The following is an 18828-nucleotide window of genomic DNA, read 5'->3' on the forward strand; positions in this document are numbered from 1 at the left end:
ATAAGTGTGCATCTCATCTAATTCCACAATATCTATCTGGTTTTCGCTTTTTAGATCCTCTAATTCCTGGCCAAATTTCTTAATCCATTTATATACTGAAACATGGCTTACTCCTAAAACTCTTCCGATAGAACGAAAACCTAATCCCTCAAGATAAAGTTGTAATGCCTGCCTTTTAACAGAAGTGGAACTAGCAGTTGATTTTATCTCGACAGTATAATTATAGCCGCAATCATGGCATTTGTAGCGTTGACGTCCACCAACTTTTCCATTCTTCTTGTGATTGGAACTCTTACATTTTGGACAGTTCATATTTAAGTATAAGAATTCAATATATATAACTATGTTTAGATAACAAAGCCCTATGTTTAGATAACAAAGCCGAATTATTGTAATATTGAATCAGCAGAGTGAAATGGAAAAAAAGGAAAGAAGAAAAGTAAAAGAAAAAGAGAATGAATACTTCAGTACTCACTCAAAATCTGCAAGCCCTTCAAGATCAAGGGTTGCAAAATAATCTTCTATTGTCTCGGCTCTTCTGATCTGCACAAAACTACCATCAGGCCTCAGAAGGAACTCAGCTGACCTGAGCTTACCGTTGTAGTTAAAGCCCATGGCATGTCCGTGTGCTCCTGCATCGTGGATGACAAGAATATCGCCTCTCTCTATTTCCGGGAGAAGTCTGTCGATAGCGAACTTGTCGTTGTTCTCACACAGGGAACCTGTGACATCATAAAGCATCCCATGATTTTCATGTTCTTTTCCAAGAACAGTAATGTGATGATACGCTCCATAGAGTGCAGGACGCATGAGGTTTGCCATACAAGCATCAAGACCAACATAGTCCTTGTAGATGTGCTTCATGTGGCGAACACTTGTAACAAGATAACCGTATGGTCCTGTGATCACCCTGCCACATTCCAGGAAGATCTTCAGTGGGTGAAGGTCGTTTGCCCTGATTATCTCATCATACGCTTCTGTAACACCCTTTGCAATAACATCGTATGGAACCTGTTCCTGTTCTGGTCTGTAAGGAATACCGATCCCACCGCCAAGGTTCACGAATTCGAACTTGATGTCAAGCTCCTTTGAAAGCTCAGCAATAAGCTCAAAGAGTATCTTTGCAGTCTCAATGAAATAAGAAGGATCAAGTTCATTTGATGCAACCATTGTATGCAGACCGAACCTTTTCACACCTTTTTCCTTCATCATGCGATATCCGGTGAAAAGCTGCTCTCTGGTAAATCCGTATTTTGCTTCCTCCGGATTACCGATAATAGTATTTCCTTCCTTCAAAGGTCCAGGATTGTAGCGGCAGCAGACAATTTCAGGTAATCCGGCAGACTCTTCCAGAAACTCGATGTGGCTCAGGTCATCCAGATTGATTATAGCTCCAAGCTCCTTTGCCTTAATGAATTCCTCTGTAGGTGTGTCATTGGAACTGAACATGATGTTTTCGCCTATAATTCCTGTCTTTTCAGAAAGCAGAAGTTCAGGAAGGGAACTGCAATCTGAACCAAAACCTTCTGCCTTAAGAAGCTTCATGATATATGGATTTGGAAGTGCTTTCACTGCAAAATATTCCTTGAAACCATTAACAACACTGAACGCCTTTTTGAGTTTCTTGGCATTCTCTATGATAGCCTTCTCATCATACACATGAAAAGGTGTCGGATACTGTTCAATTAACTCTGTAATTTCTTCCTTTGTGAATGGAACTTGTTTTGACACCATAAAATTTCCTCTTTAATCTCTGATTCCTTAAATCTCGGTACAAAGATAAATAGTTGATTGGAAAAACTGTAAAACACGAATAAAACAGGAAGATGGAACATACTATTATTTTTCAGGCTGCCAGATTCTGAACGTAGAATATATATACAACTTGTTCGCATAAATAAGAACAATTGAGGTTGCATCAGGCAGTAAAAACAGTAGAATGTTACCTTTGAACAGTCCGTAATGAAACCCGTTTCAGAAAAAGAGGAATAGGAATGAATGATAAAGATCATTACTCCGGTGATGACGAAGCGCCTGACAGAATAACAAGCATCGATGAACTGATAGAGCACATTATGAAAATGTTCTCCGGCAGCATCACAGAAGAAGACGGAAAAACTGTGATACGAGGTTTTACCATCATCGGGCAGCCAGGTAAAAAGCCTACTGTATTCGGGTTCAATGGACAGCATGAATATGATGATCTTGATTACGAAGAAGACGATGAAAGAGAGGGTGACTTCTATATCTTCAAACAGGAGCCTTTCATAGACATCTTTGAAACCGATGACAAGCTAGTTCTTCTTGCAGACCTTGGCGTTGAGGAAGAGAATGTGGAATATTTCCCATATTGCTCCCACGTTGAGATAAATGTCATTACCAATAACACCGGTTATTCAAGGGTCATTGACATTCCATGTGGCGTAGACCCGCAAACCATGGTCGCAAGTTATAAGAACGGCGTATTGGAACTCACGTTTGACCGTGCCGCTGATGAAGAATAGGCGGCATTTTAGTTATTTTTCTTTTTTGTTAGTTATTTTTTTAGTTATTTTTTTAGTTATTTTTTAAACCAGCTCTATTTTTATAAGATTTTCCACAAATAGCACCTGCTTCACAGTCAAATACTTAAACACCAATGTCAAATTATCCAAAAAAACAGGAAGATAATATGATAAAGGTAGTTAGAGCAGATGAAAGACATTTCGTCGAAAACGATGCAATTAATGGTTACTGGATCTTCTCATATTCAGACTATCTGGATATGAAAAACACACACTTCGGAGACCTGAAGGTATTCAATGATGAGCTTTTAAAGGCAGGCAAGTTCTACAAACCAGAATCTGTGAACGATAAGGAGATCGTCACCATTGTCCTTGAAGGTGAACTCAACCACGAGGACAGTACCGGATGCAAGGAAACATTGAAGGCCGGTGACGTGCAGGTACTTTCAAGCGGAAGCGGAGTTACTTTCACAGACATGAATATGTCAGGCAAGGATACACATCTTTTACGTATGTGGATCGATCCTCTTATGCAGAACATGAAGCCTGCATGCAGAATGGAAAATTTTGATATTGAAAACCGTAAGAATGAGCTTGTTCCGGTAGCTGGTCAGGGTTATCCTGGTGCAGTAAAACTCAGGGCAAACACAACAGTCCATATGTCAAAACTTGATTCCGGAAAAACTATAGACTTACTTACTGATGTTTCCAGATATGTGTTCATCTACGTACTGGATGGAGAGATCACAACCTGTGGTGAAAAACTCGGAATGAATGACCAGATCCGCATTAATCAGAACGATACAATAATCATTGAAGCAAAAACAGATGCCTTTTTCATTCTGGTTGATGCAACCGGAAATTATTGAAGTACAAAATAAAAAAGGATATCAAAAGGAAAAGCACAATGGGAGAACTTTCACAGCTTCCAAATATAGGCAAAAAGCTTGAAGAACTCCTTGAACAGGCCGGGATAAACAACCCGGCTGAACTTCAGGAACTTGGAAGCAAAGAAGCCTTTGAGAGACTATTGCTCATCGATGAAGATGCATGTCTAAACAAGCTCTTTGCTCTGGAAGGTGCTATACAGGGGATTCGCTGGCATGGACTTTCAGAAGATGACAAAAAAGTCCTGAAGGACTTCTATCAATCATTGAAATAAGATGAAAGTTGATTGAAAAAGTTACCAAGCTCATCATATTTCAGGTGTGCATATCCGTCAAGCGGAGTTGCCATATTATTGACGATGACAAGCTTTCCTCCTCTTTTTAGTGAATACAAAGGAAGACTGGCTGCCGGCTGGACCACAAGGGATGAGCCTATTACCACAAAAAGATCTGCTTTTGAACTTACTGTTATTGCGTTTGTAATTGCGGTCTCATCCAGCATTTCTCCGAAGAATGTTATATCCGGTTTAATGAGACCATTACATTTAGTGCAATGTGGAACTATCTCTTTTTCCAGAAGCTCACGAACATCGACGTAAGAATAATTCTCTCCACATAAAAGGCACCTATGATTTGCAGGTGAACCGTGGATCTCTATTACATTCGTTGACCCTGCTTTCTGATGTAGCAGATCGATATTCTGGGTAATAATAGAACTCAAGTTACCTCTTTTTTCCATCGTTGCCAGAGTCCTGTGAATTACATTCGGTTCCTTGGTATCCAGGTCATAAATGAATTCCCTGGCATGAGTATAGAAATATGAAGGGTCTTTGTGGAAATATGCCAGATCAAATATCTTATTGGCATCATACTTTGCATAGAGACCATTACTGCCCCGGAAATCAGGAATCCCGGAAAAAGTGGAAATTCCGGCTCCACTTAGAAAAACACAATTCTCCGATTGTTCCAGTAGGTTGAGAAATCTTTGCATAAAAGTAGTTTAATCCATGAAGATATAACAGTTTTCTTCGATCGGCAAATCTTGGTTTTCTAATAGATCATAACCACAGACAATATTAAATAAATATACATGTGCAAATGTGTACGTATATAAATATAACGTTTATGATGATAAATTATCCACATACCAAACATTAATGGAAGAGACTTAATGCGAATTCCATAAAAGGAAATATTTTTATTAACCATAATTAAATAAATTTATATACTAAAAGGATAAAGCAATGTAATAAAATCATTAGAATGTTGTAGCAGCAATCACATTTATGTGATAAAATAGTTGATCAGAATGAAAAATATAGCCAGAAACAAGTTATTATTAATGATCTTGTCTTTTTTAGTGCTTTTGGCAACTGCCCTTTTCCATGTTTATATTCTGGAAGGGGAACAGAAACTTATCTGGATGATATTTCTGGCAATACTCATCTGTTTTGTAATAGCTCACAATCTCAAAGTCGCAACATTGAAAAAAGATCTTGAAGCGGAAGTACAAAAGAACAGGGATGCTCACGACAGGCTCATGATAAAATACCAGATAGAGAGCACACTATCCAAAATATCTTCTAAACTTTCCTTTGCAGATAACCTGGATGAAAAAATTGAAGAGTCACTTGGAATGCTTGGTGAACTTTGCAATGCAGATCGCGCATATGTTTTCAGAGTTACAGATGGTGAAGATACTGTTAGCAATACACATGAATGGTGTGCAAAAGATGTAGAACCTCAAAAAGACATGCTTCAGAACTTATCTGCCTCTGATTATCACTGGTGGCTTGAAAAACTTACAAGTGAAGGAGCAGTCCATATAAAAGATATTGAAGAACTTCCTCCTGAAGCTAAAGCTGAAAAAGATCTGCTCACAAGTCAGGATATCAAATCGCTTATTGCACTTCCATTCTTTATAGAAAATGATATTGCAGGTTTTATAGGTTTTGATAATATCAGAGAGACCAATGAATGGACAAAACAGGATATTGAGGCTCTTAATACATATTCCAATTTGCTTGCCATGGCATTCAGGAAAAATTCCATTTCTGAGGAATTGAATCTGGAAAGACGACAATTGTTGTCAATATTTGACAGCATGGAGGAGCCAGTCTATGTATCTGATCCTTCTACACATGAAATATTATATGTCAACAAGTTCCTGAAACAAATAATAGAAGAGAATCCTATTGGCAAAAAATGTTATCATGTACTTCAGGGATTAAATGAACCATGTGATTTCTGCACTAATCCTATTATACTCAAAAATAAGAACCAGACGTACAAATGGGAATACCATAATCCGCTGACTGAAAGGGATTATCTTGTTATGGACAGGATAATAAAATGGATAGATGGCAATGATGTCCGTCTTGAAATGGCGCATGACATCACTGAAATTAAACAGGCTGAAAAAGCTATAAAGCAAAATGAAGAGAATTTCATAAAAATAATCGACAATTCTCCGCTTCCCATAGCAATCATGAATTCTCTTGGCGAGTTTAAATATACAAACCACAAGCTAAGTGAAATGATCGGTTATACGATTGAAGATATACCAACAATAAGCAAATGGTGGAATACAGTTTACCCGGATCCCGAATATCGAAGGAAAGTGCAGCAAAACTGGAATGAGGTGTCTAAAGAGAAAGAGTCTGGTTTCAGTGGAGAATGGATCATAAGATGCCTGGATGGAACCGAAAGACAGGTTGTTGTCTACTTTGCAAAAACAAACGATAATACAGTATTCATAATTAATGACCTTACAGAACTCAAAAATACCCAAAGTGCTTTGATGGTAGATGAATCATGCCTTGAAACACTTCATGAATTAAGTTACATGAATGGACTTTCCATAGATAATATCCGCAATTTCGCATTGACAGAAGGAATTAAACTTACAGGAAGTGAAGCCGGAGTTCTTGGGTTCTTTGACGAAAACAAATACTTGTCATCTGTTATTACTCAGCCTGAGAACATATTGAAAATATATGGTTTTACTGACAATGACCTGATATCAGGACTGCAAAGTTGTTACAGATGGACAGAATTGCTGGAGAATAAAAAACCCCTTATAATGAATGAACCAAACGAAATAGAACTGGCAAGATGTCCTGATATTTTCAAGAGAATGAATATCCTTTCATACCTTGCAGCACCAATAATCTATGAGAATGATGTTGTGGGTTTTCTGGCAGTAGCAAATAAGAAAGACGATTACACTAAAAATGATGCCAGACAGCTTTCACTTATAACCCAGATGATGGGTGATATGATCCTGCTCAAGAGATCGGAGGATGAACTGAAAGATTATAACAGTAAGCTGGAAGAAATCAACAATGAACTCAGGAAAGTCAATGATGAACTTCATTCTCTTGATGAAATGAAGAGCAATTTTCTGGCAACAATGAGCCATGAATTAAAAACCCCTCTTATCTCTATCATGGGATTTGGTGAGCTGGTTGGAGATGAGACACTTGGTCCGCTGAACAAGGAACAGAAAAGAGCAATGAAAGTTGTGAACAGCAACTCCGGTCAGTTAAAGCGTCTGATAGAATCTTTGCTTTTCATGAGTTCCCTGCAAGCCAAAAACTATCAGTATGAATACTCAGAGCTAAGACTTTCACAGATCATAGACAAAGCACTTTCAATTATTTCAATGGAAAACACAGATAAGCAACTTACAGTAGAGAATACGATCTCTGATTCACTTCCATTTGTAAGCGGTGACTCAAATTACCTCAGTGAAGTTTTCATACATCTGATAGATAATGCTTTCAAATTCACACCATCCGGCGGAAGCATCTCAATTTCAGGAAAACATGAAGAAACTGGAATACACATAGTCATTGAAGATACAGGCATAGGAATACCTGATACAAAGATCATGAAGACGTTTGACAGTTTCTATCAGCTTGACGGTTCACTGACACGCAGATACGGTGGTGCAGGAATTGGCCTGAACATCTGTAAAAGGATCACTGAAGATCACGGTGGCAAACTCTGGCTGGAAAGCGTGGAAGGTATGGGGACAAAGGTCCATGTGATCCTTCCGGCAATGAACACTGTTCTCAGTCCTTCAATATCATCATAGGATTTCCAATTCCGACAACTATTACCCTGGTCTCCAGTGGCGGATGTGACCAGTTATCCGGTGAAACTGTTTTCCTTGAAACTGTTATTTTAGTGTCCTGCTCTAAGATGCCACAGCGCATTTCATAATCAAGAACAAGTTCTTTGCCTGTATTTGTTGCAAATTCCACAGCATCCCCATAATTTTTAAAGCGTCCCCTTCCAACAGGAGAGAACACAAGGAAATCCTCATCGGGGTTTTCCAGCGATGCAGGAGTGATCATGATCTCAACTCTCTTGACACCTTTACCTGCAAGTGCTCCAACTGCATTTCCAACATCTGAAAATTCAGGAACTATGACTTCTGCATCGATCAGAGAACTAAGTTCACTTTCATAAGCCCTGGATGGACCGCCCAATAAAACTACAGGGATCTGAACCTTGAATTTTGCAGGATATTTATCGTTAAGCAGATCAGCTATCATGCCTGCCGGATGATGCGGCAGGATATAGGACATGAGATCTGCAGCCATATTCTTTGCCACAAGTTCTCTTACATGCATGCAAAAATCATATTTTCCTTTTGTAGTATAACGCGCAAGATTGACAGCACCAAGCTCTGAAGCCTGAGAGCCCCATTTTGTATAAATGCCAAGAACATGCAAAGCATCTGTGGGTGTAAAACCAATTCCCTGCACAAGCCTTTTTCGTGTAAGAGAATCAAGGACTCCCGGGGGAATATTTTTCCTGAGGTCCGAAGTTACATCGCTAAACGAAACCGGTTCAGCACCTATCATTGACAGAACTTCGGATTCATCATCAGTAAGATCAAAAGCCTCATAGGCTGTCCTGACAAAGAACTTTGTTGGCTGGAGGTTCTCATCCATACGGTTTCTTGGCACAACCCTGCTTCTTTTAAGTTTGTTCAAAAGATCAGGATACATTGTAGAAGCAACACACAAAGGTAGTACCCTTTTTGGTCCCACTTGAACTCTTAAATCCTGAACCCATATGTGACTATCTCCACCTGTGGCCGAAGTTTCCATTTTCATTGCCCTTACACGGGTTTTCCAGCCACCTACAACAGCACCGGAACTGCTTATCTCAGGAACACCATCAAGGAGCATTGAAACATCGGTACTGGTTCCCCCTATATCGATAACTGCACAGGTTTCCATTTTTGACAGATATGATGCACCCAGAAGACTTGCAGCAGGACCTGAGAATATAGTTTCTATGGGTTTTTCCAGTGCATCCTCTATATTATAGACCGAACCGTCACATTTCAGCATTAGAAGACGTGCATCAATTCCACGTCCTCGGACATCTTTAACAACTGAATTTACAAACTGATAAGTGATAGGGATAAGTTGTGCATTAAGAACAGCAGTAACAGCCCTTTCATAAGCACCAAGTTCCTGTGACAGTTCATGACCACATACAACTGGCATTCCGGTCATTTTTGTTATCAGTTCTTTTACCTGGATCTCATGTTCCGGATTGCGTGCACCAAAATAACCTGATATTGCATAAGCAGATACTTTTGCTTTTGTACTCAGGACAAAACTCTCAACTGCAGCCACATCCAATTCACAGGCCTCATCACCCCGAGTATCATGTCCACCTTTTACACACATTACAAATTCAGCCGGAAATTCTGTCTGAGCCGGTTTTTCGCCTATAATCAGAAGAGCAACTGAAGTTCCAGTGCCTTCTAGCAGTGAATTTGTAGAAAGGGTCGTGGAAACTGATACAAGATTCACGTTTTTCAGAAGTTCCTGATCCAGTGAATCCAGCACGTTCTTTATACCTGTCTGAAGATCAGGATAAGTAGTAAAGGCCTTTTTTGAATCAACTATCGCACCGTCAGAGCCTCTTATGAGCACTGCATCCGTATATGTTCCACCGGCATCAATCCCAAGACCGAAATGCATCTCTTATCACCTTTTTTAAAAATAAAATGAAGTTCTAATTTATAGATTGTTGCGTGGATATTTAAGTGTATGTGTTTCAAAAGATTTTTAAATACCATATATCATTTGTAATTGGAACTAAAATAAGGAGAGAGAAATGAGGATACAAAGTATAGAAAAAGTTCTGCCATGTATTGCAGATCCATGGAAACTAAGGATCATCGCACATCTTGATGAGACACCTGACTTAGTCCTGATATCCAAATATCTCAATGGGAAGTACTCGGAAGAACTTGGAATGGTGGCACTGCGATTTGAAGAAAAAGAACTTAACTTTTTCAGGAATGCTCAGGTGACCATCAGAATGGTTGATTCTGAAGAAGAAGCTACTGAGCTTGTTAATAAAATACTGGTTACTGCATATCATAAAGCAATGATATCCGGTGATCTGTGATATTGATGATGCACAGTATCCTTTAATACCTTTCAAATATCCCCATGAATTTACACCTGGTCTGATCTGAAAATTGGGCCTCATGTTAAATGTTAATGATAAATCAATACTTTTTTAACTGAGCATACCGTAAGCCTAAGAACACGTTTTGAGATAAAAACAGAGGACTTTACGATGGCAGATAAGAATATACTAGGTGGTAAAATACGTCAGATACGTGAAATGCAGAACATGTCCGTGGAAGATCTGGCAAATAACAGTAATACAAGCGTAGAACTGATAAGTAAACTTGAAGACGGAGCACTTGTTCCTTCACTTACTCCGCTCATGCAGATCGCAAGAGCACTTGGAGTTCGTCTTGGAACCTTCCTGGACGATGCACCACATACCGGACCGGTAGTTGTCAAAAACGGTGTGTCTGATAATGTTGTAAGATTCTCCGGCAACTGCGACACATGCGAGAACAGCACACTTGATTTCTTCTCACTTGCTAAAGACAAAGCTGACAGGCACATGGAACCTTTCATTATAGATGTTCACCCAATATCAGGTGAAGCAAATCCATCATCTCATGAAGGAGAGGAATTCATTTACGTGCTTAGCGGCCAGATAGAGATACTTTACGGAAAGGATAGCTTCACACTTTCAATGGGGGACAGCATTTATTATGATTCCGTTGTACCTCACCATGTGCATGCAGCAGGTACTGAAGACGCAAAGATACTGGCAGTCGTATATGCACCTTATTAATCAAGACCAGAAGTAGATAAAAATGTTCAAAACAACTGTTACTCCACGATTTGGCGACATAGACGGACTGAAACACGCCAACAACATTGCCATTGCCATATGGTTCGAACAGGCCAGAAACCCGGTTTTCAGGTTGTTCACACCTGACCTTGACCTGAGCTATGAGAACTGGAAACTCATCATGGCAAGGACAGAGTATGATTATGTAGGAGAGATGTTCTACGGATACGACGTTGATATTATCAGCTACATATCAAGGATAGGTAACTCTTCTTTTGTAGTTACACAGGAAGCATGGCAAAACGGAACAAAGGGAGCTATTGGCAGGTCAACGATCGTGCACTATGACTTTATGAACAAGAAGTCAGTGCCAATTCCTGATGATATCAGGAAAGAGCTTGAAAAGCACCTGCAGGACGAAGATAACAGTTGCAAATAAGTTGTAAATAAATCCTGGAGATTTAATCATGCCTTTTACAAATGATACAATAGGTGACTTTTTCGAGAAAACTGCCATGAATGACCCCGACAGGGAATTCATGATATACCCTGACAGGGATCTGAGGTTCACCTATAAAGAATTTGATGAACGAGTTAATATGCTGGCTAAAGGCCTGCTGGAACTTGGTATAGAAAAGGGGGATCATGTTGGTATATGGGCTACCAATGTACCTGACTGGCTTACTTTCCTGTTTGCCACAGCAAAAATAGGAGTTGTTCTGGTCACTGTGAACACCTCATACAAGATACATGAGGTCGAGTATGTGATGAAACAAGCAGACTTGAAAGCCATTGCTATTATTGATGGTTTCAGGGACGTAAGTTACATTGAGACGATCTATGAACTTGTTCCTGAACTTAAAAACCAGAGCCGCGGAAATCTTAGAAGTGAAAAATTCCCACACCTGAAGAATGTTATTTTCATAGGACAGGAAAAGCACCGTGGAATGTACAGCACCAGAGAACTGTTCCTTCTGGGACAGCATGGCACTGATGAAGCGATCCGCAACATCATGAGGACACTGGACAAAGATGATGTCATCAACATGCAGTACACTTCCGGTACAACCGGTTTCCCCAAAGGTGTTATGCTGACACACTACAATATTCTTAATAATGGTTACTACATTGGTGACCGGCAGAAATTCACAGAAGAGGACAGGCTATGTCTTCCGGTACCACTCTTCCACTGTTTCGGAATAGTGCTTGGTGTACTTGCAACACTGACCCACGGTGGTACACTTGTCATGCTTGAGCTCTTCGATCCGCTTATGGTACTGGCTGCGGTACAGAAAGAGAAATGTACAGCTCTCTATGGTGTTCCGACAATGTTCATTGCAGAGTTCAGCCACCCAATGTTCAAGATGTTCGACCTTACATCACTCAGAACCGGTATTATGGCAGGTTCACCATGTCCGATCGAGGCTATGAAGCGTGTTATCAATGAGATGCACTGTAAGGATATCACAATTGCCTACGGGCTCACCGAAGCATCACCGGTATTCACACAGACAAGTACTGATGATACAATTGACCGTCGTGTAAGTACAGTGGGAACATCCATGCCTGAGATCGAGGTTAAGATCGTTGACCCGGAAACCGGCGAGACTGTCGGGCCGAACGTGCAGGGAGAAATATGCTGTCGTGGTTACAATGTCATGAAAGGATACTACAAGATGCCTGAGATGACAGAAATTGCCATTGATAAGGACGGATGGCTCCATAGTGGTGATCTTGCAACTGTTGATGAAGATGGTTATTATAAGATAACAGGCCGTATAAAGGACATGATCATCCGTGGCGGAGAGAATATCTACCCAAGAGAGATCGAAGAATTCCTTTTCACCATGCCAGGTATCAAGAATGCACAGGTTGTCGGTATACCTGATGAGAAATATGGTGAGATAGTTGGCGCATTTATAGTTAAAGCTGAGGATTCTGACATTACAGAAGAGGATGTCAGGGACTTTGGTCTTGCAAGAATTGCACGCTATAAGGTTCCAAAACATGTATTCTTCGTTGAAGACTACCCACTAACTGCAAGCGGAAAGATACAAAAGTTCAAACTCAGGGATCTTGCTGTGGAACTCCTTAAAGAGAAAAACGACCAGTGAACAAATACTCTGAGATTTTTAAATTAAACCAGATTAACTACAAAATAAAAAGGAAATGATGTGTAATCACATCACTTTTCTTTTGATCTTCTTTTTTGAATTAAGGAAATTGCTATTACTCCTGCAAGCCCTGCTATTGCCGACAATCCGGTGAATCCAGGAATACCGCTACTTCCACTGTTATTGTCTTCTACCGGTGCTGCTGCAACACTGGCATAAGCCTCGTAGTCCTCATAAACAGCAATGGATGTTCCCATGAATGCACTGTCATCTGCATAATAGTCTTCGATCTCAGAAAGAAGACTCTGCACATTAGCATCAGTCTGGAAATCCTTATTTACTGAAATGCCTATTAGCGCTTTTCCTCCTGATGCCCTTATCTCACCCATTCTGGAAGCCACAGAATCAATGATATCTGACTTTGTCTCAGGATTTGTTTCTCCCAGTTCATATGTCTGAAGGATTATCAGATCAGCTGTTTCTGAAACTCCTGAAATGTCAGATAGCGTGTAAGATGCCGGGATATCAACAGCAATCGCAAGTTCATTACCTGCAATTTGCCTGACATCCTCAAGCAGAAGCAGGTTCAGAGCACATGCATTGTCCAGATCGCCGGTACATGGATCAAGAGCGATGTCAACACCGTCAAATGCTGAGAGTGACTTGCTGTTATAGTCGATTATCTCTTGAAGCACGTTCTTTACAAAAATAGAATTATCCTCATTGGTAGCACTATTTGGATCATTGAAGATCATTGCATAGACCTGCATGTCATTGTCATGTGCCGTCTTGACGAATCTCTCAAGGTTCCAGATATTGTCTTCGTTGGTCAGAACCATGATAGTGTTCAGTCCGCTGTTCTTCAGTTCAATAATAGCATTCTCGTCATAATCAGTTGTATTAAAAATGCTTATTGCTGTCATAATACCACTGGCAGGTGTTATGTTTATTCTTGCCGGGGTTTCCACAGTGGCTGCTTCATTGTTTTCCTGCATTGAACCTTTCATTGTTACAGTAGGTTCATCTGGAACAAAATTACGTACATAGGCATAGTCAATGGATACATAACCTGTATTATCGGAAACATCCGAGTATGAATTTGCAGATATGTACACCATCATATCTCCGACCGGGACATAATTGTTTTCCTCGGTAGATGCAAGATCCATTTTGCTGTCCCTTACACCGTCCTTATACATGGCTATCTTTCCAAGTTTGTCCTCCATGTACCAGGCAACTCCGATAGTATACCAGTCACCTTCCACCACATTGATATCTGTCAGATCTGAAGGATAATATCTCACATCCGCCTTATCATTTATAAGTGTCCAGCTAATCTTTGTTTCATTCTGGAGCTCGGATACGGCCAGTATCTGATTCTTTGTTTCTTTCTGAGGATCAACAAATCCCTGTGATATCACAGGACCCCTGCTGTCAGTACCTGTAGTTGTTTTTGATCTCCTGACCACGAACATGGAATTTATAGGGAACTCGTCCTTGGATTTTATGCTCGAAACATCTTCGGGATGGAACTTTGGCACAATGAGTTTGCACACACCGCTGCCTACTTTCTGCTCCCCACCGCCGGTAGTGAATGATTCCCAATTGCTGAAAACACTGGTACCACTGAAAGAATCAAAGAACTCAAAGGTTGTGACACCATTTGAAAGGTCGCTTGCTTCAGGATTACCATAATACATAGTAATCGTAGTACTGCTTGCGGCAGGAATTGAAGGCACCTTTACCCATATGGTTGCTTCCTCCTTATTGGCATCCCATTCTTCTATCCAGTATTTAAGCTGTGTATCACCTGCTGTAAAACGTATGTCTTCACCCGCAGACTGGGCAAGGGAAAAATCAAAATTAGAGCTGTTCAGGATAATAGGAACCTGATAATTTGTCAGGCTGCTACCTGAATTCTCATTAATGATTATATCTTCTGAATAATTCCACTCCCCTCCACCTGAATATGCAAGTGTTGCTGCTGCGCATGTTTGCACAAATATCAAACTAACGACTAACAGTAATGTAGTACCAATAAAACTCCTAAATGACATTCTAACGCCGTCCTTATGTTTTTCTGCTAAGTTTGAGAAATAAAGTCTAAAGTATAATTTGTTGTGCGACTGTATAAATCTTGTGCATTTAAATATGACAAGTAATTGATAGAAATGAAAATAAAGACTTCAGGAATGACGATCAATAAAATGCCTGATCAATTGTCCTGATATACTTGTAGTTCCGGGAACATGGGGAATCTCATCTATCCTGTACCAACCTGCATCTTCGATCTCAAAGCCATCGATCTGTATGTCACCTTCTGCATGCTCAGCAGTAAAACCTATCATGAGTGAATCCGGGAAAGGCCAGGGCTGGCTTCCAAAATACCTTATGTTTTTAATTTTGATGCCTACTTCTTCCATTACTTCTCTGACAACAGCCTGCTCAATTGACTCACCTGGTTCAACAAAACCTGCAATGATACTGTATCTGCCCGGTGGGAAATGAGGAGAACGTGCCAGCAGGAGTTTATCCTCTTTTTCGATCATGACAATTATTGCAGGTGATATTTTTGGGAAAGATGTGAAACCACATTCAGGACATTGTTTTGCTCTTTCTTTCTCTTTGAGTGACGTTCCATTTCCACACCTGCCACAATAAAGAGTATTTTTGTCCCACTCCATAATATGGACACCTTTTCCTGCAAGTGCAGTTAGCGTTTCTTCAAGAATGCCATTAAGTTCCCTGAGTCCCACAAAACACGTCTTTTCACTGAGTTCACAGACATCTGTCAGAGATGGATCTTTGAAAGGGCCTTCAGATACTAATTCTCCTGTATCTTTTGAACCGTCAAGTTCCATGGAATAACATGATATCTCTTTGAGTTCCCCAAGATACTGGACTCTTATCCCTGTGAAATTAAGATTCTCCATCTCTTTCATCAAAGGTAATCTGTAATTTCCTTCCTCACCTATAAGCAATAGCTCACGGTTCTTGAATGCAAAACAAAGGCTACCACTGTTGTCATCTTTTAGGGGTGGCCGGACCAGTGGCAGGAAATCCGGAGTTTGAATAGTGTCCTCTGAGCTCATAACTGGATGAATAGATGTTCGGGATATTTATCAATGTTACCTTAAACCTTAAACTATTAATATACAACATACGAAATACTATAGAGTTAACGGGAATAAATGGGAATGATATGATGAATTATCTGATACTGGTAAGACACGGACAGTCCAGGTGGAATCTTGAGAACAGGTTCACAGGATGGGTTGATGTACCACTTAGTGAAAAAGGAATAAAAGAAGCAATGGACTGCGCTGTTGAACTTGAGAATGTGGAAATAGATGTTGCATTTACGTCTAAACTCATAAGGGCGCATGAGACTCTTTTTCTTATACTGGCAAAGCAGAAGAAAAGTGGTATTTTCCTTCATGAAAGCACTAAAAGAGATGAATGGTCACATCATCCTTCCAGATTTGAAGAAAGTGAAATCCCGATTTTTTCAAGCGATGCCCTGAATGAAAGATTCTATGGAGACCTGCAGGGACAGAATAAACAGGAAGCAAAAGAAAAGTTTGGCGAGGAACAGGTATTCATCTGGAGAAGAAGCTATGATGTGCAACCACCCGGAGGAGAAAGTCTCAAGGACACATATGAGCGCACGATTCCCTACTTCAAAGAAGAAATTATTCCTCAACTGGAAAATGGGAAAACCGTCATTGTTTCAGCACATGGTAACAGCCTGCGCTCTGTGATAAAATACATTGAGAACATCAGTGATGAGGATATACCAAAACTTGAACTTGCAACAGGTAAGCCAATATATTACCGGTTTGAAAATGGTGAATTTAGGAAAGAAGAAGAAATGAAAGAATAATGGTTTTGTAGAAATCTTTGCGTTTATGTTAGTTCACCAAATCAGTTGACAATTAAAGAACAATGTAATCACCCGCCGAAGGCGGCACATTCCGATGCCGTAATATAAAAAAATCAAATGAATTAGTGCAGTTATACTATAAATTCTACAGAAGTCCTGGAAGAAAGTATAAGATATTAGGCAAATTATTTTGCTTCGTCTTGTCGGAAAACGCCGGCTTCGCCGGACCCTTCGGGATCATTTAAGCTATTCACAATCTAAGATTTATCTATGATTTATCATAATAGCAGGATTTCTACAGAGCCAGAAGACGTTTCACTCATATGGAGACACTTCATCTGGCATCGGGGATGTGTGCAGCACGCATTCATCACCATGTTTAATGAGTTCTTCGATGGACTGGCGGAGTATTGAAGGATAAACAAGACCCACCTGTTCTTTGATAGCACGTCCTTTGCAGAAGAACTTAAAAGTTGGTGTTCCGCGAACTCCATATTTTCTTGCAGTCATTGGACTGTCAAGTCCGTTCATCATTACAAAAGTGCATGATTCATGAAACTCAATTGAATAGTCCCTGAAATATGGCTCTATCTCCTTGCAATGGACACAAGTTGGCAGATAGAACATGACAACCATTGGTTTTTCCTGATTCTCAATAAGTTCTGCCCAGTTGGAATCATTAGCTTCTAAAATATTATTTTCAGCCATTTTTATCCTCTCCCATAATAGAGGCTACTTAAAGATATTAAAATGTTATCTTCAAAAAAGAAATATAACAGGCATGAACACATGCCTGAATTAAAGATTTACTTTATTAACGAGTTCAGATATTCTCTTTTGCCCACACAGCTGCTGCTTCCAGAACTGCATGGTTAAGTGGAATAAGCTTTGGTTTCTTGGCAAAGGTCTCAGCAAGAGCTGCCTTGAAATGTTTCTCTTCAAGTCCTGTGATTCCAAGAGCCATGATAACTCCAAGCATTACAGTGTTTGCAGCCTTCTCTGAACCCGCGTCACCTGCGATCTTAACAGCAGGAACAGCTATGCCTTTTACACCTTCAGGAATATCGCATTCTCCAATCGTTGAGTCATAGAGAATGTACCCTCCTTCTCTTACATCAGCAGTGAACTTTTCCAGTGAAGGACGGTTCATTGCCACAAGTACATCAGGTGTGTAGACCACAGGAGACCCAATGGATTCACCTGAAACTACAACTGAACAATTGGAAGTTCCACCACGCTGCTCAGGACCGTATGACGGGTACCATGAAACAAAGCGCTGTGCATCGCAACCTGCATGTGCAAGGGTCAGACCCATACTCAATACTCCCTGACCACCGAAACCTGCTGCCTTTATCTGTACCTCAGGGAATGAAGGATCAAGTTTTGCATCAGGTGATGATTCGGTCTCAAGGTTGAAAAGGTCATCAATCGACTTCTTCTCAAATACACTGTCGCCTCTGCAAAGTGATTCAGTCTCATCGGTAAGGTCTCTGAAATTACCAAGAGGGAATTCCTTTTCCATCTGCTCATTTACAAAAGCAGTGCTCTGTTCGGAATTCTGTCTCAGGTTGGTTGGACATGTGGAAAGGATCTCCACAAATGCATACCCTTTACCGTCACGCTGAATTTCAAGTGCTTTACGGATAGCTTTGCGTGCCTTTCTTATGTGGGATATATCGGAAACTGAAACTCTTTCTATGAAAACAGGAGCCTTCAGGTTGTTGAGAAGCTCGCACATATGCAGCGGATAACCTGCAAATCTTGGGTCTCTTCCATCAGGACAGGTTACGGTCTTCTCTCCAATAAGGGTTGTAGGAGCCATCTGGCCACCTGTCATTCCGTAAACAGTATTGTTTACAAAGAATACTGCCATCTTCTCACCACGGTTGGCTGCCTGCATTGTCTCATTAAGACCAATTGATGCAAGATCACCGTCTCCCTGGTAAGCAATAACTACAGAATTATCCTGTGCCCTTGAAACACCTGTTCCCACAGCAGGAGCACGTCCGTGTGCTACCTGGATGTTTCCGCAGTCAAAGTAGTAGTAAGCAAAAACTGCACAACCAACAGGACTTATCATGACACTGCGGTCCTGTATTTCCAGATCATGCATTGCCTCACCAATAAGCTTGTGAATTACACCATGCCCGCATCCCGGACAATAGTGAGTTGCAGTTGGAGCTGCACCGCCCTTACGTGTATATTCAGAGTACAGACCAGCACTCTTAATGACTTTTTCTGCCATT

17 protein-coding genes are annotated in these 18828 nt (G+C 40.5%); 9 read left to right on the top strand and 8 right to left on the bottom strand.

Annotation, left to right across the window (positions count from 1 at the left end; all coding sequences use genetic code 11):
* A partial coding sequence (locus tag BLP52_RS08260) for an IS1 family transposase (protein ID WP_154717790.1) occupies positions 1 to 312 on the bottom strand: 312 nt, incomplete at its 3' end.
* 159 nt (positions 313 to 471) lie between these two features.
* Positions 472 to 1734: a diaminopimelate decarboxylase family protein gene (locus BLP52_RS08265; protein ID WP_091710016.1), complete on the bottom strand. Its 1263-nt coding sequence runs from the start codon at positions 1732 to 1734 to the stop codon at positions 472 to 474.
* Between the two features lie 260 nt (positions 1735 to 1994).
* Between BLP52_RS08265 and BLP52_RS08270 the strand changes: the two genes are divergently transcribed.
* The 3 genes from BLP52_RS08270 to BLP52_RS08280 all read left to right on the top strand — a co-directional run bounded on the left by BLP52_RS08270 (position 1995) and on the right by BLP52_RS08280 (position 3666).
* Entirely contained in the window at positions 1995 to 2504 is a 510-nt protein-coding gene (locus BLP52_RS08270; protein ID WP_091710017.1) for an Hsp20/alpha crystallin family protein, read from the top strand.
* A 167-nt stretch (positions 2505 to 2671) separates the two neighbouring features.
* Positions 2672 to 3373, top strand: coding sequence for a pirin family protein (locus BLP52_RS08275; protein WP_162272956.1), 702 nt, complete (start codon positions 2672 to 2674; stop codon positions 3371 to 3373).
* Positions 3370 to 3666 (top strand): TfoX/Sxy family protein, encoded by a 297-nt coding sequence (locus tag BLP52_RS08280; RefSeq protein ID WP_202905750.1) that lies wholly within the window; start codon positions 3370 to 3372, stop codon positions 3664 to 3666. The genes BLP52_RS08275 and BLP52_RS08280 overlap by 4 nt, the downstream gene beginning before the upstream one ends.
* Here BLP52_RS08280 and BLP52_RS08285 read toward each other — a convergent pair.
* On the bottom strand, positions 3651 to 4382 hold the full coding sequence (locus tag BLP52_RS08285; protein ID WP_091710019.1) for an NAD-dependent protein deacylase: 732 nt from the start codon (positions 4380 to 4382) through the stop codon (positions 3651 to 3653). The genes BLP52_RS08280 and BLP52_RS08285 overlap by 16 nt on opposite strands.
* A gap of 375 nt (positions 4383 to 4757) precedes the next feature.
* Here BLP52_RS08285 and BLP52_RS08290 point away from each other — a divergent pair, with 375 nt between their 5' ends.
* The gene (locus BLP52_RS08290; RefSeq protein WP_162272957.1) at positions 4758 to 7490 is read left to right on the top strand and encodes an ATP-binding protein; all 2733 of its coding nucleotides are present in this window, start codon (positions 4758 to 4760) and stop codon (positions 7488 to 7490) included.
* On the opposite strand, the gene BLP52_RS08295 is transcribed toward BLP52_RS08290, so the two are convergent.
* Complete coding sequence (locus BLP52_RS08295) at positions 7468 to 9402, bottom strand: hydantoinase/oxoprolinase family protein (protein ID WP_091710021.1); 1935 nt, start codon at positions 9400 to 9402, stop codon at positions 7468 to 7470. The genes BLP52_RS08290 and BLP52_RS08295 overlap by 23 nt on opposite strands.
* Positions 9403 to 9538: 136 nt before the next feature.
* Here BLP52_RS08295 and BLP52_RS08300 point away from each other — a divergent pair, with 136 nt between their 5' ends.
* From BLP52_RS08300 to BLP52_RS08315, 4 genes are all read left to right on the top strand, one after another.
* Positions 9539 to 9835, top strand: a complete 297-nt coding sequence (locus BLP52_RS08300) for a hypothetical protein (protein WP_091710022.1) — start codon at positions 9539 to 9541, stop codon at positions 9833 to 9835.
* A 174-nt stretch (positions 9836 to 10009) separates the two neighbouring features.
* A complete protein-coding gene (locus BLP52_RS08305; RefSeq protein WP_091710023.1) occupies positions 10010 to 10585 on the top strand; it encodes a helix-turn-helix domain-containing protein in 576 nt (191 codons plus the stop codon).
* A 22-nt stretch (positions 10586 to 10607) separates the two neighbouring features.
* Positions 10608 to 11024: an acyl-CoA thioesterase gene (locus tag BLP52_RS08310; protein ID WP_091710024.1), complete on the top strand. Its 417-nt coding sequence runs from the start codon at positions 10608 to 10610 to the stop codon at positions 11022 to 11024.
* A gap of 28 nt (positions 11025 to 11052) precedes the next feature.
* A complete protein-coding gene (locus tag BLP52_RS08315; protein ID WP_091710025.1) occupies positions 11053 to 12699 on the top strand; it encodes an AMP-binding protein in 1647 nt (548 codons plus the stop codon).
* Between the two features lie 71 nt (positions 12700 to 12770).
* Here the strand turns inward: BLP52_RS08315 and BLP52_RS08320 are convergent, their stop codons facing one another.
* Both BLP52_RS08320 and nudC read right to left on the bottom strand, forming a co-directional pair.
* Entirely contained in the window at positions 12771 to 14699 is a 1929-nt protein-coding gene (locus tag BLP52_RS08320) for a DUF2341 domain-containing protein (RefSeq protein WP_162272958.1), read from the bottom strand.
* A 186-nt stretch (positions 14700 to 14885) separates the two neighbouring features.
* Positions 14886 to 15791 (bottom strand): NAD(+) diphosphatase, encoded by a 906-nt coding sequence (nudC, locus tag BLP52_RS08325; RefSeq protein ID WP_091710027.1) that lies wholly within the window; start codon positions 15789 to 15791, stop codon positions 14886 to 14888.
* A gap of 110 nt (positions 15792 to 15901) precedes the next feature.
* Here nudC and BLP52_RS08330 point away from each other — a divergent pair, with 110 nt between their 5' ends.
* The gene (locus BLP52_RS08330; protein ID WP_238380765.1) at positions 15902 to 16582 is read left to right on the top strand and encodes a 2,3-bisphosphoglycerate-dependent phosphoglycerate mutase; all 681 of its coding nucleotides are present in this window, start codon (positions 15902 to 15904) and stop codon (positions 16580 to 16582) included.
* Between the two features lie 315 nt (positions 16583 to 16897).
* Here the strand turns inward: BLP52_RS08330 and BLP52_RS08335 are convergent, their stop codons facing one another.
* The gene (locus BLP52_RS08335) at positions 16898 to 17290 is read right to left on the bottom strand and encodes a thioredoxin family protein (RefSeq protein WP_091710028.1); all 393 of its coding nucleotides are present in this window, start codon (positions 17288 to 17290) and stop codon (positions 16898 to 16900) included.
* A gap of 115 nt (positions 17291 to 17405) precedes the next feature.
* Complete coding sequence (locus BLP52_RS08340; RefSeq protein WP_091710029.1) at positions 17406 to 18827, bottom strand: 2-oxoacid:acceptor oxidoreductase family protein; 1422 nt, start codon at positions 18825 to 18827, stop codon at positions 17406 to 17408.
* Between the last annotated feature and the right edge of the window lies 1 nt (position 18828).

Origin of the sequence: Methanolobus vulcani (genome assembly GCF_900100715.1) — an archaeon.
Classification (GTDB): Archaea; Halobacteriota; Methanosarcinia; order Methanosarcinales; family Methanosarcinaceae; genus Methanolobus; species Methanolobus vulcani.

Coding starts and splice junctions, on each gene's coding strand:
- BLP52_RS08335 (WP_091710028.1), bottom strand. CDS start 17,290: ATGGCTGAAAATAATATTTTAGAAGCTAATGATTCCAACTGGGCAGAA.
- BLP52_RS08300 (WP_091710022.1), top strand. CDS start 9,539: ATGAGGATACAAAGTATAGAAAAAGTTCTGCCATGTATTGCAGATCCA.
- BLP52_RS08340 (WP_091710029.1), bottom strand. CDS start 18,827: ATGGCAGAAAAAGTCATTAAGAGTGCTGGTCTGTACTCTGAATATACA.
- nudC (WP_091710027.1), bottom strand. CDS start 15,791: ATGAGCTCAGAGGACACTATTCAAACTCCGGATTTCCTGCCACTGGTC.
- BLP52_RS08275 (WP_162272956.1), top strand. CDS start 2,672: ATGATAAAGGTAGTTAGAGCAGATGAAAGACATTTCGTCGAAAACGAT.
- BLP52_RS08310 (WP_091710024.1), top strand. CDS start 10,608: ATGTTCAAAACAACTGTTACTCCACGATTTGGCGACATAGACGGACTG.
- BLP52_RS08305 (WP_091710023.1), top strand. CDS start 10,010: ATGGCAGATAAGAATATACTAGGTGGTAAAATACGTCAGATACGTGAA.
- BLP52_RS08315 (WP_091710025.1), top strand. CDS start 11,053: ATGCCTTTTACAAATGATACAATAGGTGACTTTTTCGAGAAAACTGCC.
- BLP52_RS08270 (WP_091710017.1), top strand. CDS start 1,995: ATGAATGATAAAGATCATTACTCCGGTGATGACGAAGCGCCTGACAGA.
- BLP52_RS08265 (WP_091710016.1), bottom strand. CDS start 1,734: ATGGTGTCAAAACAAGTTCCATTCACAAAGGAAGAAATTACAGAGTTA.
- BLP52_RS08295 (WP_091710021.1), bottom strand. CDS start 9,402: ATGCATTTCGGTCTTGGGATTGATGCCGGTGGAACATATACGGATGCA.
- BLP52_RS08330 (WP_238380765.1), top strand. CDS start 15,902: ATGATGAATTATCTGATACTGGTAAGACACGGACAGTCCAGGTGGAAT.
- BLP52_RS08285 (WP_091710019.1), bottom strand. CDS start 4,382: ATGCAAAGATTTCTCAACCTACTGGAACAATCGGAGAATTGTGTTTTT.